Raw genomic sequence first — 12789 nt, forward strand, 5'->3', positions numbered from 1 at the left:
GGCCGTTCCCGCATCACAAGGAGATCCCCATGTCGACTCCCCCCGCCCTGGTCGACCGCCTCAAGGAGAAGGCCGGCCTCGTTTCGGCTGTGGTCGCCTCCGTCGCTTCCATGGACGAAGCCATCGCCTACGTGGCCGACGTGTGCGCCAACAAGGAAGCCTGTCAGATCCTGGCCTCGGGCTGCGACGCCCCCCTGTCGGACACGGCCGAGGCGCTTTGCGAAACGAAACAGCAAAAGATCGTCTGCGCTCCGGACCTGCCCGAGGAGGACGTGGCCAAGCTGACCGCCTTGTGCCAGGAGCGCGGCATCGCCGTCATCACCAAGGGCATGCGCGGCCGCCTCGGCGGCATCGACATCGCCGTGACCATGGCCGCGGCGGGCATCGCCGAAACCGGTACCGTGGTCGTGCGCTCCACCGACGAGGAAGTCCGCCTGGCCACCATGATCGCCGAGACGCACATCGCCCTGTTGCCCGAGAGCGCCATCGTGGCCGACTCCTATGATTTCGAGCCCACGCTCGTCTCCTGGATGGGCGAGCCGAACTACACCGCCTTCATCACCGGTCCTAGCCGCACCGCCGACATCGAACGCGTGCTGGCGCTTGGCGTGCACGGGCCCCTGGAGATGCACATCCTCATTCTGGAGGGCAAGTAGATGCAAGACGCCGCCAACCTGAGCGAATACCGCAAGCAGCTGCGCGAGGCGCTGGAGAACGAATTTCAGCGGGAGGCCCTGGACAAGTTCGCCGTGGCCTACCGCACGTCCCGGGCCAACGCCTTCGCCGGCATCGACGCCCCGGAGCTCATCAACGAGATCGCCGTGGCCAAGGACGAAGCCGTGGACCATCTGATGGAGCTCTACGAGGAGTTCAAGCGCCACGCCGAAGCAGCCGGCACCAAGGTCCACCTGGCCGCCACCGCCCGCGAGGCCAACGAGATCATCGCCGCCATCGCCAAGGAGAACGGGGTCAGGACCATCGTCAAATCCAAGTCCATGACCGCCGAGGAAACGCACCTCAACGACCACCTCGAGGCGCAAGGGCTCGAGGTCACGGAAACCGACCTCGGCGAATGGATCATCCAGCTGCGCCACGAAGGCCCCACCCACATGGTCATGCCGGCCATCCACCTCTCCCGCTACCAGGTGGCCGACCTCTTCACCGAAGTCACCCGGAAGAAGCAGGACGTGGACATCCAAAAGCTCGTGAAAGTCGCCCGGCGCGAGCTGCGGCCGAAATACTGCCAGGCCGACATGGGCATCTCCGGGGCCAACTTCGCCATCGCCGCCACGGGCAGCATCGGCATCATCACCAACGAGGGCAACGGCCGCCTGACCACCACCCTGCCCCGCGTCCACGTGGCCCTGGCCGGCATCGACAAACTCGCCCCCACGCTCCACGATGCCCTTCGCATCATCAAGTGCCTGCCCAAAAACGCCACAGGCCAGAACCTGACTTCCTACGTCACCTGGATCACCGGCGCGGTGCCCTGCGCCGTCGGTCCGGAGGGCAAGAAGGTCCATCACGTGGTCTTCGTGGACAACGGTCGCCTGGCCATGGCCAAGGATCCGCTGTTCAAGCAGGCCCTGCGCTGCATCCGCTGCGGCGCCTGCGCCAACGTCTGCCCCATCTACCGCCTGGTCGGCGGCCACAAGTACGGTCACGTCTACATCGGGGCCATCGGCCTGGTCGCCACCTACTTCTTCCACGGCCGGGACAAGGCGAAAAACCTGGTGCAGAACTGCCTCAACTGCGGCGCCTGCAAGGCCGTGTGCGCCGCCGGCATCGACCTGCCGACCATGATCAAGGAGGTCCATGCCCGCATCCAGGACGAGGAAGGCCATCCGCTGTATTCCTCGGCCGCCGGCATGGTGCTCAAAAACCGCACGCTCTTCCACACCATGCTCAAGTCCGCCCGGGTCATGCAGAAGCCCGTGGCCGGCGGCGGCTACCTGCGCCACCTGCCCATGTTCCTGTTCAAGGACCACGACTTCCGCGCCTTGCCCGCCATCGCCGACGAGGCCTTCCGCGACCGCTGGGAAAAGATCCGGCCGCGCGTGGCCAAGGCCGACATCAAGGTGGCGCTGTTCTCGGGCTGCGTGCAGGACTTCGTCTACCCCGAGCAGATGGAGGCGGCCGTGGCCGTCATCGCGAGCAAGCCCGGCGTGGCCATGGAATACCCCATGGGCCAGTCCTGCTGCGGGTTGCCGCTCATGATGATGGGCGAGAAAAAGGCCGGCCGGGAGCTGGCCGCCCACAACATGAACGCCATCGACGCCGCCGGGTTCGACTACATCGTCACCCTGTGCGCCTCCTGCGCCTCCTATCTCAAGCACGGCTACCAGCGGCTGTTCGCGGACGATCCGGCCATGGCCTACAAGGCGGCCCAGTTCGCCCACCGGGTCATGGACTTCAGCTCCTTCGTCCATGACGTGCTGGGCATGGACCAGGAAGCCTTCACCGGGCCGTCCAAGGACGTCACCTACCACGCGCCCTGCCACCTGTGCCGGGGATTGGGCGTGACCGAGGCCCCGCGCGAGCTTTTGCGCGACGCCGGGCTCAACTACCTGCCGGCTGCGGAAGAGGACGTGTGCTGCGGCTTCGGCGGCACCTTCTCGGTCAAGTTCCCGGAGTTGTCCAAGGAGCTCTTGCACAAGAAGATCAACAACCTCAAGGCCACCGGTGCCACGGCCATGGCCACGGACTGCCCGGGCTGCATCATGCAGATCCGCGGCGGCTTCGAGCATGAGGGCACGACCTTCGAGGTCCGCCACGTGGCCGAATACCTGGCGGCGCGACTGAAGCGCGGCTAGGCCCGCGTCGGCCGATCACGCATTGGCAAAGGCCGCGGCTTCGGTCGCGGCCTTTCCATTTTTTCATGGGCCGCCCTTGTGCGGCCCTTGTCCCCACCGCTTGCCGGCGGTACAAGACCGCACGATCCCCCTTACGGAGGTCCCATGCCCACCCACGCCTCTCCCGCGCGACGCCTTGCCCCCTGCCTTGCGGCCTTCGGCTGCCTGGTCCTTTTCGCCCTGGCCGGCTGCTCCGGCGACAACATGCGCGCCAACCTGGCCGTGTTGCAGCAAAAGCAGCAGCTCATCGCCGGCATCCGGGCCGGCCTGCTCATGGCTGTGGACCAGGAGAAAAACGCCCTGCTCTCGCCGAGCCAGACCGAGGCCAGGCAGTTCCTGGACAAGGCCAAGGACGGCATGGCCGGGGTGAAGCAGGACATGGGCAAGCTGACCCAGCTCGTGGAGGAGACGGACAACGCCAAGGAAACCGCCGCCCTTCGCGCCGTGGCCGAGGATTTCCAGGACATGGCCAGCCTGGACGCCAGCCTGCGGGGACTGGCCGGGCGCAACACCAACCTGCGCGCCGCCCAGCTGTCGCGCACCGAGGCGGCCCTGGCCGTGAGCCGGCTGCAGCAGGCGCTGACCCCGGCCATCGACGCCGACGACTGCCAGGCCGGACGGGACGCCCTGCGCGTCGTCACGGCGGCGCTTTCCGTGCTGTCCCTGCACGCGCAGCACATCGACGAGAAGACGGTCGCCGGCATGGACTCCCTGGAAGCGGCCATGAACCGGCAAAACGCGCGGGCGCAAGGGGCGTTCGAAAGGCTGTCGGCCCTTTCCGTCCCCACGATCGCCGCCGCCCTGCCGACGGCCCGAGCGGCCTACGAAGACTTCTGGCGGGTGACGCGCGAAGTGCTCGTCCTGTCGCGCGAGAACACCAACATCGAGGCCGTGGCCCTGTCCATGGGCAAGAAGCGTCTGGTCACGGCGAAGGCCCTGGCCGACCTCGACGCCTTGCAGAACGTGGTGGCGGAAAAGGAATTCACGGCCACGCGCTAGCGCCGCCCACGATGCCGCGCCCGCCGGCCAATGGCCATGGACGTGAGCGACGCCGGGCGCATTGCAAGGCCCATGAAAACACGTTCAGCCCCGTGGAGCCTCGCTTTTGGGGCACGAAGCGCGCAGGTGGCACATGGCGCAGCCGCCGGCGTAGGGGGCGTGGGTCATGACGGCGTACTGCACGCTGACGCTGCCGGCGTCGTTCCAGACGAGCCCCAGATGCTCCAGGCGGCGCTTGAGGTCTCGGTCCGGCGTCGGCAGGGGCGCGCACGAACCGGCCTCGATCTCCGGAACGTACTGGGCCGCCGCGCCCATGACCATGGACACGGCCAGGTTGTGCAGGGCGAAGCCTTCGGAAGGCGACCGAGTCCAGGCCTCTTCCACCAGCCCCTCGGCCGCCGGCTCCAGGAAGAACAACACCACGCCGCGCCGCGAGCCCGGGGCGGCGAACCGGTAGCCCTTGAGGTGCTCCCTGAACGTCTCCCAGTGGTCGAGGCACAGGTCGCACTGGGCCTGTTCCACCTTGGCCGCTCCGGAAACCTTCAGGAACAAAAAAAGATCGAACTCAGGATTGGGAGAGAGCTTCTCCACGCGCAGCTTGCCCAAAAACGCCTCCAGCGATGAATTCGACCGTCTGTATCCCAGGCAGCGGCCGATCTCAAGCCCGGCTCCGGCTTCGCGCACGCGCCGCGCCTTGTCCCAAGGACAATCCCTCGTCAGGACGTTTGCCTGCCTCGTGAACATGTTTCCACTAAAGCCACGAAATATCGTCGACCGATATTGTTCCTCCATTTCAGGCCAAAGATGTCATGCTTGATATTTCATCGTGCAGCAAACAAATACTGCCGCCTGGACTTGCTTTTTTTCTTTCTCCGGAATAATAATAGCGAGGTTTCTTTTCCCGCCTGGTTCCTTGCCGTATCCATGGCGACCGTGCAGTGAGTCGTACACAGCATACTGTTGTACTTTTTGCTGAATGTCCCAATATGGATGACGCGCTTCTGTTTCCTCCGATGTCCGGTCTGCCGCCCGAAACAATGCGCCATATCCGCAAGGAAACACCAGGAGGCACCATGTTCTTGAAAATGCGACTTTCCACAAAGCTCGTCTGCGCCTTCGGACTTCTCATCGTCATTCAAATCACTGGAATCGTCACAGCACTTATGCTTCTGGGAAGCATTAATACCAGCGTCGATGATCTCAACACGAATTGGCTGCCTAGCATAGATTCCATATCGATAGTTGACCATGAATTGCAAACCCTGCGCAGGTGGGAAATCCTGCATGTGCTTTCCACAAACGACGACGACATACGCACCTACGACAAGATGATCGTTGACAAGAAGACAGACTTAAGCAGGGCGCTAAGCAAATATGAATCCTTGATCAGCTCGACAGAGGAAAGAAATATTTACAATACGTTTCAATCAAATCTCAATAAATACTATACAGTTTCTAACAAGCTCCTCGAACTGTCCAGAAAAAACGACACCGAGAATGCGAAAAAGCTGACGGAAGGTGAGTCGCGTCAAACATTCAATGAGGCCATGGACAAGCTGAAGCAGCTTGTGGAACTCAACAAGAAAGGTGGTGCCGATTCCGCCGTCGCCGCCAACAATGACTACCAGCGGGGCCGTGTCATCCTCATCGGCCTCCTTGTCGTCGCCACGCTCCTCGGCGTGATCGTATGCCTCGCCATTCTGCGCGGCGTGGCCAACCAACTCGGCGAGGACCCGGGTTACCTGCACGACGTGGCCAGCCGCATCGCCGGCGGCGAGATGGATATCCGCTTCAAAGAGCACAAGGGCGAGGGCGGCGTGTTCGCCGTGCTCAAGCAGATGGTGGCCAACCTCAAGCTCAAGATCGACGAGGCGGACAGGAAAAGCGCCGAGGCCGCCGACGAGGCCGCCAAGGCCAACAAGGCGACCGAAGCCGCGGAAGCCGCCCGCCTGGCCGCCGAAAACGCCAAGACCGAAGGCATGCTCCAGGCCGCCGACCGCCTCTCCTCCGTGGTGCACATCGTTTCCTCGGCCTCCGAGGAACTCTCGGCCCAGATCGAACAGACGAACCAGGGTGCGGACCAGCAGTCCCGCCGTCTGTCCGAGACGGCCACGGCCATGGAAGAAATGAACGCCACCGTGCTGGAAGTGGCCCAGAACGCCTCCCAGGCCGCCGACACCTCGGCCAAGGCCCGGTCCAAGGCCGTGGAAGGCTCCGAGGCCGTGGGGCGGGTCGTTTCCTTCATGGAGCGCGTCAACGAAAATTCGCGCCAGTCCCTGGAGGACATGGGCATGCTCGGCAAGCAGGCCGAGAACATCGGGCAGATTCTCAACGTCATCTCCGACATCGCCGACCAGACGAATCTTTTGGCCTTGAACGCCGCCATCGAGGCGGCCCGGGCCGGCGAGGCCGGGCGCGGCTTCGCCGTGGTGGCCGACGAAGTCAGAAAGCTCGCCGAAAAGACCATGACCGCCACCAAGGAAGTCGGCGACGCCATACGCGGCATCCAGTCCGGGGCGCGCAAGAACTACGACAACGTGGAACAGTCCGTGACCGCCGTGGGCGAGGCGGCCTCCCTGGCCGCCGCCTCCGGCGACATCCTGCGGGAGATCGTCGATCTCGTGGACACCTCCGCCGACCAGGTCCGCTCCATCGCCACGGCCTCGGAACAGCAGTCCGCCTCCAGCGAGGAGATCAACCGCTCCGTGGAGGAGGTCAACCGCATCGCGGCCGAGACCATGGACGCCCTGCGTCAAGCGGCCCAGGCCGTGACCGACCTGGCCCAGCAGGCCCAGGAACTTTCCAGCATGGTCCAGGAGATGCAAGGGTCCGGAAGCACGACCTCCCTTGGCGGAGGCAGACGTCCGCGCGCCTTGACCTGATTCTCCAGGTCTTCCCGTCCCGCCGGCCGACCGCGCGCCGGCCGACGGATCTCTTGCGGGGAAGGCGGCCGGTTCGCGCCAAAAGCGTTTTCCGGATGACAAGGCCGGCCGGCCTGTGTATATGCTGCCGCAACGGTCTCCCGCGTGCCTCGCAAAATCGGGCTGACCGTGAAACGCCAATGGACCGGCCACCTATCGCATTCTGCGCGGCCCCGATATCCCCCTCACTCCACACATTCCCCTTCACAGGAGACGCCATGACGACCAAGGAAGCCCCCACCGGGGCCATATTGCAGCGTGACCAGCAGACCTACGCCATCGTTCCCCGCACTCCGGTGGGGCTCATCTCCCCCGAGGTTCTCGAAGCCCTCAACATTGTGGTCAAAAAGTACGCCATTCCCATCGTCAAGATCACTTCCGGCCAGCGCCTGGCCCTGGTCGGGGTCAAAGCCGAGGACGTGGACGCCATCTGGAAGGATCTGGGCACGGACGTGGGCCAGGCGCTCGAGCTTTGCGTGCACTTCGTCCAGGCCTGCCCGGGCACGAGCGTGTGCAAGTTCGGCGTCCAGGATTCGCTCGGCCTCGGTCTGGAAATGGAAAAGCTCTTCGTCGGCCGCGACCTGCCGGGCAAGTTCAAGCTCTCGGTCTCGGGCTGCCCGTTTTGCTGCTCCGAAGGCTTCGTGCGCGACCTGGGCGTGCTCGGCAAGAAATCCGGCTGGACCGTCATCTTCGGCGGCCATCCCGGAGCCAAGCCGCGCATCGGCGACATCGTGGCCGAGGACCTGGCCAAGGAAGAGGTCATCGCCCTGACGGAAAAACTCCTGGCCTACTACGCGGCCAACGCCAAGAAGCGCGAGCGCGCCGCCCGGTTCGTGGAGCGCGTGGGCATCGACGCCGTCAAGCAGGCCGTGCTGGGCTGAGCCCGTTTCGACGCAAAAACGCCCCGGCCGCGACAAGCGACCGGGGCGTTTCGTTTTGTCGGCAGGGTCATTTCGCGCCGAGCAGTTCGAGCATGGCCGCCGGATCGGTGGTCGGCGGCTGGCAGGAGCCGGCCCGGCAGACATGGGCCGCGGCCTTGCCCTCCACGGACAACTGGTAGCGGGAGAACGGAGCCAGGAAAACGATCTCCGGATCGTCCCCGTCCGGTCGCAGCAGAACTGCCACCTCCGGCAGGTAACGGTCGAAGAGGGCCCGGGCCAGGGCGTGCGTGTCCGGGCTGTCGGGGTCGCCGGCGAGGGTCGTTTCCGCCGCCGGGGCAAGCAGTTGCGACAGGCCGCACAGGAAGAAGCTGAAGGCCGACGGCCGCTCGGTCAGGCGTTCGGCGAAGCGCTCGCCAAGGCCTTGCGCCCGCTCCATGAAGGCCTTCTCGCCAGTGAGGCGATGGAGCGTGGTCAGCACGAAAAAGGCCACGCTGTTGCCCGAGGGCACGGCCGCGTCGAAATAGGTCTTCTGGCGCAGAAGCAGCTCCTCCCCGTCGTCCGGGGTGAGGAAAAATCCGCCGTCGTCCCCGGCGAAATGGGCGATCATGGCCCGGGTCGCCTCCACGGCCCGCCGCAGGAAGGACGGGTCGAACACGGTCTGGTAGAGTTCCAGGAGCCCCCAGGCCAGGCAGGCGTAGTCGTCGAGCATGCCGGGCACGCCCGCGACGTCGCCGCGCAGGCGATGGAGCAACCGCCCGTCGGCAAGGCCCAGCCGGGCCAGGACCGCCTCGGCCGCCGCGCGCGCCCGACCGGCGAGCTCCTCGTCGTCGAAGGCACGGGCGGCCTTGGCCAGGGCGGCGATCATGAGCCCGTTGCCGTCGGCGAGCACCTTGTCGTCGCAAAGGGGCCGTACCCGCTTCTTCCGGGCGGCCAGCAGGGCCGGGCGACAGCGTTCGAGGCGCTCGGCCAGCTCCCCGGCGCTCAGGCCATGGCGCGCCGCCGTTTCCGCCGGGGGCTCGGCCACAAAAGGGATGTTGCTTCCCGTGGCCGCGCCCGTGGCCTCGTCGCGGTAGTTGCCCTGCTCCTCGATGCCGTAGGCGTCGCAGAAAAGCGCCGCGTCGGCCTCGGGCAGCACGGCCCGGATTTCCGCCGCCGTCCAGACGTAGAACTTCCCTTCCACGCCCTCGCTGTCGGCGTCCTCGGCGCTGTAGAAAAGCCCCTTGGGGCTGGTCAGGTCGCGGCGGACGTACTCGAAGATCTCCAGGGCCGTGCGCCGAAAGTCCGCCTCGCCCGTGGCCTGCCAGGCCTCGACATAGGCCATGGCGCAAAGGGCCTGGTCGTAGAGCATCTTCTCGAAGTGCGGCACGAACCAGCGCGCGTCGGTGCTGTAGCGGTGAAAGCCGAAGCCGACCTGGTCGAACACGCCGCCGCGGCGCATGGCGGCCAGGGTTGCACGCACCATGCGCAGGCACTCGTCGTCGCCGGTCCGGCGGTACTCGCGCAACAAGAACAGCAGATTGTGAGGCGCGGGGAATTTCGGCGCGCCGCCGAAGCCGCCGTTTGCCGCGTCGAACATGTCAGCCAGTTCCTTGCGCGCGGCGGCGAGGTCCTTTTCGCCCGGGGTCGCGCCCGGTCCGGCCTCGCCGCCGTCCACACGGTCGCGCACGGCGGAAAGGATCTGGGCGGCGTTGCCGATCACGGCCTGGCGGTTGCCCTTCCAGGCCATGTGCACGCGTTGCAGCAGCTCCCGCATGCCCGTGCGGCCGAAGCCGGACTCCTTGGGGAAATAGGTGCCGGCGAAAAAAGGCTGGCCGTCCGGGGTGAGAAAGACCGTGAGCGGCCAGCCGCCGCGACCGGTCAGGGCCTGGCAGAAGGTCATGTAGAGCGTGTCGAGGTCGGGCCGCTCCTCCCGGTCCACCTTGACGGCCACGACCGTCGCCCGCATGAGCGCCGCGATGTCCTCGTCCTCGAAGCTCTCGCGCTCCATGACGTGGCACCAGTGGCAGGTGGAATAGCCGATGGAGAGGAAGATGGGCTTGTCCTGGGCCTTGGCCTCGGCGAAGGCCCCCTCGCCCCAGGGAAACCAGTCCACGGGATTGTAGGCGTGCTGCTGGAGGTAGGGGCTCGGTTCGTGGATCAGACGGTTGGCTTGGCGAGACATGGCGTCCTCCGTGCTTCCTTGTACCAGGGAAGCCCGGATTTGCAACACGTGCGCCGCAAAGGACTCGATGTCCCGGCGGGATGGTCTTGCCCCTTGAACCTTTGCCGGTTCCGGGATATGCGAAAGGATCAAATTGTGAAATCGGGAGCAATCGATCCATGGCTGGGAAAACGGTGCTTCTGGTCGACGACGAGACGGGGCTGACGGCCGTACTGGCCAAGCGCCTCGCCTCCCGGGGCCTGACCGTCAAGACGGCGGCCTCCGGCGAGGAAGGGCTCGCCGCCCTGCGCGCGGACGGCGACATCGCCCTGGTCGTGCTCGACATCAACATGCCGGGCATGGACGGACTGGAAACGTTGCGCGAACTGAAGGCCCTGCGCCCCGAGGTGGAGGCGCTCATCCTCACCGGATACCCCTCCGTCGAGGCGGCCCTGGAGGGCATGCGCCTCGGCGCGTACGAGCTTTTGTCCAAGCCCATCGAACTCGATGCGCTCCATGCGCGGGTGATGGAGGCGCTGTCCAAAAACGCCCGCTAGCGCCGGGTCCTCGAAGCACGTATGCACGTTGAGGCGTCCGGCGGTCGGCCGGGTCTTCGCCTTTGCCCTGGTACGGGCAATATTCAACCCGCGTCGGGCCACGGCCACGCCGACGCGGCCGGTTTCGCGGAGGTCTGGGGATGAGGCAGCTGCAACGCATCCTGGAAAACATCATCTCGCGCACGAACATCAACCTGCGGCGCAGCGCCATCGACGTGGGCCCCTACGTCCACGGCGCGGTCCCCCAGGAAAACTACGCCCAGTTCTACGCCTTCTACGGCATCACCACCGAGCATCCCCTGTTCTTCAACTTCCAGTGCTCCTCCCTGGCCGGCTCCTACTTCTTCGGAAAATGCGACGTGCAGCATTCCGTGCTCTACAAATGCGACGTGCGCGGCGACGAGCTCAAGTCCGTGACCAGCGGCTTCAGCGTGGACAACGTCTGCCTGCGCCTGCACAGCGACGAAGTGATCCGCATCGTGGACAGCTTCCTGCACAAGGCGCTCATCCACAGCTTCAGCCACGACCCCGAATTTCCCGAGGAATTCCTCATCAAGAACACGGTCGCCCTGTCCTACGCCAACATCCACGGCGCGCCGGTCATGGGCTCCTTTCTCGGCCCCTTCTGCACCATCGACCTGTGCACCGTGCAAAACAGCTCCATCGGGGCCTACGCCTACGTCCAGGTCTGCGACCTGGCCCCGTCCATCGTCGAGCCCGGGCATATCTGGATACGCAACAAGGCCGGCGACGAATTCAGCTACAACTACGACGCCGACGTGCTCGCCAAATACGTGTCCATCGCCCCGGGCGAACGGGCCAGGGGCGTGTTCATGGACTTCGTGGAAGGCCGCAAGCGCGACTTCGAGCGCGTCTTCGGCTTCCTCTACGCCTCTCGGCCCGAAACCTACGCCCCGGGCTCGTTCGTGTCGCGCTACGCCGTGGTCAAGGGCGAAACCAGCATCGGCGAGAACGTGCTGGTGGCCCAGCGCGCCTACCTGGAGAACGCCCGCCTGGGCAAGGGAGCCAACGCCCAGGAAAACAGCTACGTGGTCGATTCCGTGCTCGAAGGCTACGACGTCACCGCCCACGGAGCCAAGATCATCGGCAGCCACCTGGGCAAGAACGTGTTCGTGGGCTTCAACTCCTTCCTGCGCGGCGCTCCCGACGCGCCGCTGGCCATCGGCGAAGGCTCGGTGGTCCTGCCCCACACCATCATCGACCTCGAAGAGCCCGTCACCCTGCCGCCCCTGCACGTGGTCTGGGGACACGTCAGCCGCCAATCCGACCTGGCCACGCAGTCCGTGTCCATCGAGGACTTCGCCAAGGTGGACGGCCAGGCCACCATCGGGGCCATGACCTTCACCGGCAACGGCGAACGCTTCATCCGGGCCTTCCAGAACCGCATCCACCACATCCTGGAAGCCAACGGAGCCTACTACGACGGCGCGACGAACCAGGGGCACGCCCAGAAGACCAAGAACATCACCTACAACCTCATCCAGCCCTACGTCGAAGGCGGCTTCAAGGGGGTCTACCCCAACATGCGCATTTTCCCCCTGTGCGCCGACGACCTGTCCATGTAGACGCGCCTTCCAACCGCTCCCGAACGCCCTGCCGCCGCGTGCGCCGGGGCGTTTTGCATTCCTTGAGGCTTTTGTTGCCAAACCGCTCCGCCTGTCGCATATACTGGAGGCAGGCTTGACATTTCCGTCAAGCCGCAAACCCAGGAGCGACGTCATGAACGCCAAGAAAGCCCTCATCATATCGGCCGACAATTTCGAAGACAGCGAACTGCTCTACCCCCTCTACCGCCTGCGCGAGGCCGGCTTCCACGTGGACCTGGCCGCCCCGGCCGCCGGCCCCATCACCGGCAAGCACGGCTACGCCGTCACGGCCAACCTGGCCGTGGACGCCGTGGAATCGGCCGGCTCCTGCGGCTACAGCCTGCTCGTCCTGCCCGGCGGCAAAGCCCCGGCCATACTGCGTGCCATTCCCAAGGTCATCGACATCGCCACGGACTTCGCCTCCTCCGGCATCCCCATGGCCGCCATCTGCCACGGGCCGCAAATCCTGGTCACAGCCCGGCTGTTGCGGGGCCGCCGCGCCACCTGCTACAAGACCGTGGCCGACGAACTCAAGGAAGCCGGCGCGCTCTACGAAGACGCCCCCGTCGTCGTGGACGGCAACCTCGTCACCTCCCGCATGCCCGACGACCTGCCCGACTTCATGCGTGAAGTCATGAGGAAGGTGGGATAGGGGCGAGAAGGAGAGAGGAAGGACGAGGGAGAAGAGGAAGATGCCTCCGGCGGCCGGGAGGGGGTGACCCCCTCCCGGACCCTCCCCGACGGGGCGGGTGGAGAGGCGTGTGGGAACGGTGGACGGCGGGGCGTCGGTCGTTGTGGTCGCCAGCGGCGAAGCGCCGCATTGAAGAGATTG

At 65.5% G+C, this 12789-nt stretch carries 10 protein-coding genes; 8 read left to right on the forward strand and 2 right to left on the reverse strand.

What is annotated here, in order from left to right; all coding sequences use genetic code 11:
* Positions 1-29: 29 nt before the first annotated feature.
* The 3 genes from Q1K70_RS15105 to Q1K70_RS15115 all read left to right on the forward strand — a co-directional run bounded on the left by Q1K70_RS15105 (position 30) and on the right by Q1K70_RS15115 (position 3851).
* Entirely contained in the window at positions 30-656 is a 627-nt protein-coding gene (locus Q1K70_RS15105) for an LUD domain-containing protein (RefSeq protein WP_300161198.1), read from the forward strand.
* Positions 657-2813: an L-lactate dehydrogenase (quinone) large subunit LdhH gene (gene ldhH, locus Q1K70_RS15110; RefSeq protein ID WP_300161200.1), complete on the forward strand. Its 2157-nt coding sequence runs from the start codon at positions 657-659 to the stop codon at positions 2811-2813.
* 144 nt (positions 2814-2957) lie between these two features.
* Positions 2958-3851: a hypothetical protein gene (locus Q1K70_RS15115; protein ID WP_300161202.1), complete on the forward strand. Its 894-nt coding sequence runs from the start codon at positions 2958-2960 to the stop codon at positions 3849-3851.
* A gap of 84 nt (positions 3852-3935) precedes the next feature.
* Here Q1K70_RS15115 and Q1K70_RS15120 read toward each other — a convergent pair whose 3' ends face one another.
* A complete protein-coding gene (locus tag Q1K70_RS15120; RefSeq protein ID WP_300161204.1) occupies positions 3936-4535 on the reverse strand; it encodes a hypothetical protein in 600 nt (199 codons plus the stop codon).
* A gap of 401 nt (positions 4536-4936) precedes the next feature.
* Between Q1K70_RS15120 and Q1K70_RS15125 the strand changes: the two genes are divergently transcribed.
* Together Q1K70_RS15125 and Q1K70_RS15130 are read left to right on the forward strand one after the other, a co-directional pair.
* Entirely contained in the window at positions 4937-6733 is a 1797-nt protein-coding gene (locus Q1K70_RS15125) for a methyl-accepting chemotaxis protein (protein WP_366521711.1), read from the forward strand.
* Positions 6734-6990: 257 nt separating this feature from the next.
* Entirely contained in the window at positions 6991-7653 is a 663-nt protein-coding gene (locus Q1K70_RS15130; RefSeq protein WP_300161208.1) for an NAD(P)/FAD-dependent oxidoreductase, read from the forward strand.
* 67 nt (positions 7654-7720) lie between these two features.
* Here the strand turns inward: Q1K70_RS15130 and Q1K70_RS15135 are convergent, their stop codons facing one another.
* Positions 7721-9814: a thioredoxin domain-containing protein gene (locus Q1K70_RS15135; RefSeq protein WP_300161210.1), complete on the reverse strand. Its 2094-nt coding sequence runs from the start codon at positions 9812-9814 to the stop codon at positions 7721-7723.
* Positions 9815-9972: 158 nt separating this feature from the next.
* On the opposite strand from Q1K70_RS15135, the gene Q1K70_RS15140 reads away from it, so the two are divergent.
* The 3 genes from Q1K70_RS15140 (at position 9973) to Q1K70_RS15150 (ending at position 12609) form a co-directional block, all read left to right on the forward strand.
* Entirely contained in the window at positions 9973-10350 is a 378-nt protein-coding gene (locus tag Q1K70_RS15140; protein WP_300161211.1) for a response regulator, read from the forward strand.
* 140 nt (positions 10351-10490) lie between these two features.
* Positions 10491-11936, forward strand: a complete 1446-nt coding sequence (locus tag Q1K70_RS15145) for a transferase (RefSeq protein ID WP_300161213.1) — start codon at positions 10491-10493, stop codon at positions 11934-11936.
* 154 nt (positions 11937-12090) lie between these two features.
* Positions 12091-12609 carry a type 1 glutamine amidotransferase domain-containing protein gene (locus Q1K70_RS15150; protein ID WP_300161215.1) on the forward strand — a complete coding sequence of 173 codons (519 nt, stop codon included), beginning with the start codon at positions 12091-12093 and terminating at the stop codon, positions 12607-12609.
* Positions 12610-12789 lie beyond the last annotated feature (180 nt).

It is taken from the genome of Solidesulfovibrio sp. (assembly GCF_029978005.1).
Lineage (GTDB): Bacteria > Desulfobacterota > Desulfovibrionia > Desulfovibrionales > Desulfovibrionaceae > Solidesulfovibrio.

Bases quoted from the DNA above. Each gene is read 5' to 3' on its own strand.
- Q1K70_RS15105 (WP_300161198.1), top strand. From the start codon at position 30: ATGTCGACTCCCCCCGCCCTGGTCGACCGCCTCAAGGAGAAGGCCGGC.
- ldhH (WP_300161200.1), top strand. From the start codon at position 657: ATGCAAGACGCCGCCAACCTGAGCGAATACCGCAAGCAGCTGCGCGAG.
- Q1K70_RS15115 (WP_300161202.1), top strand. From the start codon at position 2,958: ATGCCCACCCACGCCTCTCCCGCGCGACGCCTTGCCCCCTGCCTTGCG.
- Q1K70_RS15125 (WP_366521711.1), top strand. From the start codon at position 4,937: ATGCGACTTTCCACAAAGCTCGTCTGCGCCTTCGGACTTCTCATCGTC.
- Q1K70_RS15130 (WP_300161208.1), top strand. From the start codon at position 6,991: ATGACGACCAAGGAAGCCCCCACCGGGGCCATATTGCAGCGTGACCAG.
- Q1K70_RS15135 (WP_300161210.1), bottom strand. From the start codon at position 9,814: ATGTCTCGCCAAGCCAACCGTCTGATCCACGAACCGAGCCCCTACCTC.
- Q1K70_RS15140 (WP_300161211.1), top strand. From the start codon at position 9,973: ATGGCTGGGAAAACGGTGCTTCTGGTCGACGACGAGACGGGGCTGACG.
- Q1K70_RS15145 (WP_300161213.1), top strand. From the start codon at position 10,491: ATGAGGCAGCTGCAACGCATCCTGGAAAACATCATCTCGCGCACGAAC.
- Q1K70_RS15150 (WP_300161215.1), top strand. From the start codon at position 12,091: ATGAACGCCAAGAAAGCCCTCATCATATCGGCCGACAATTTCGAAGAC.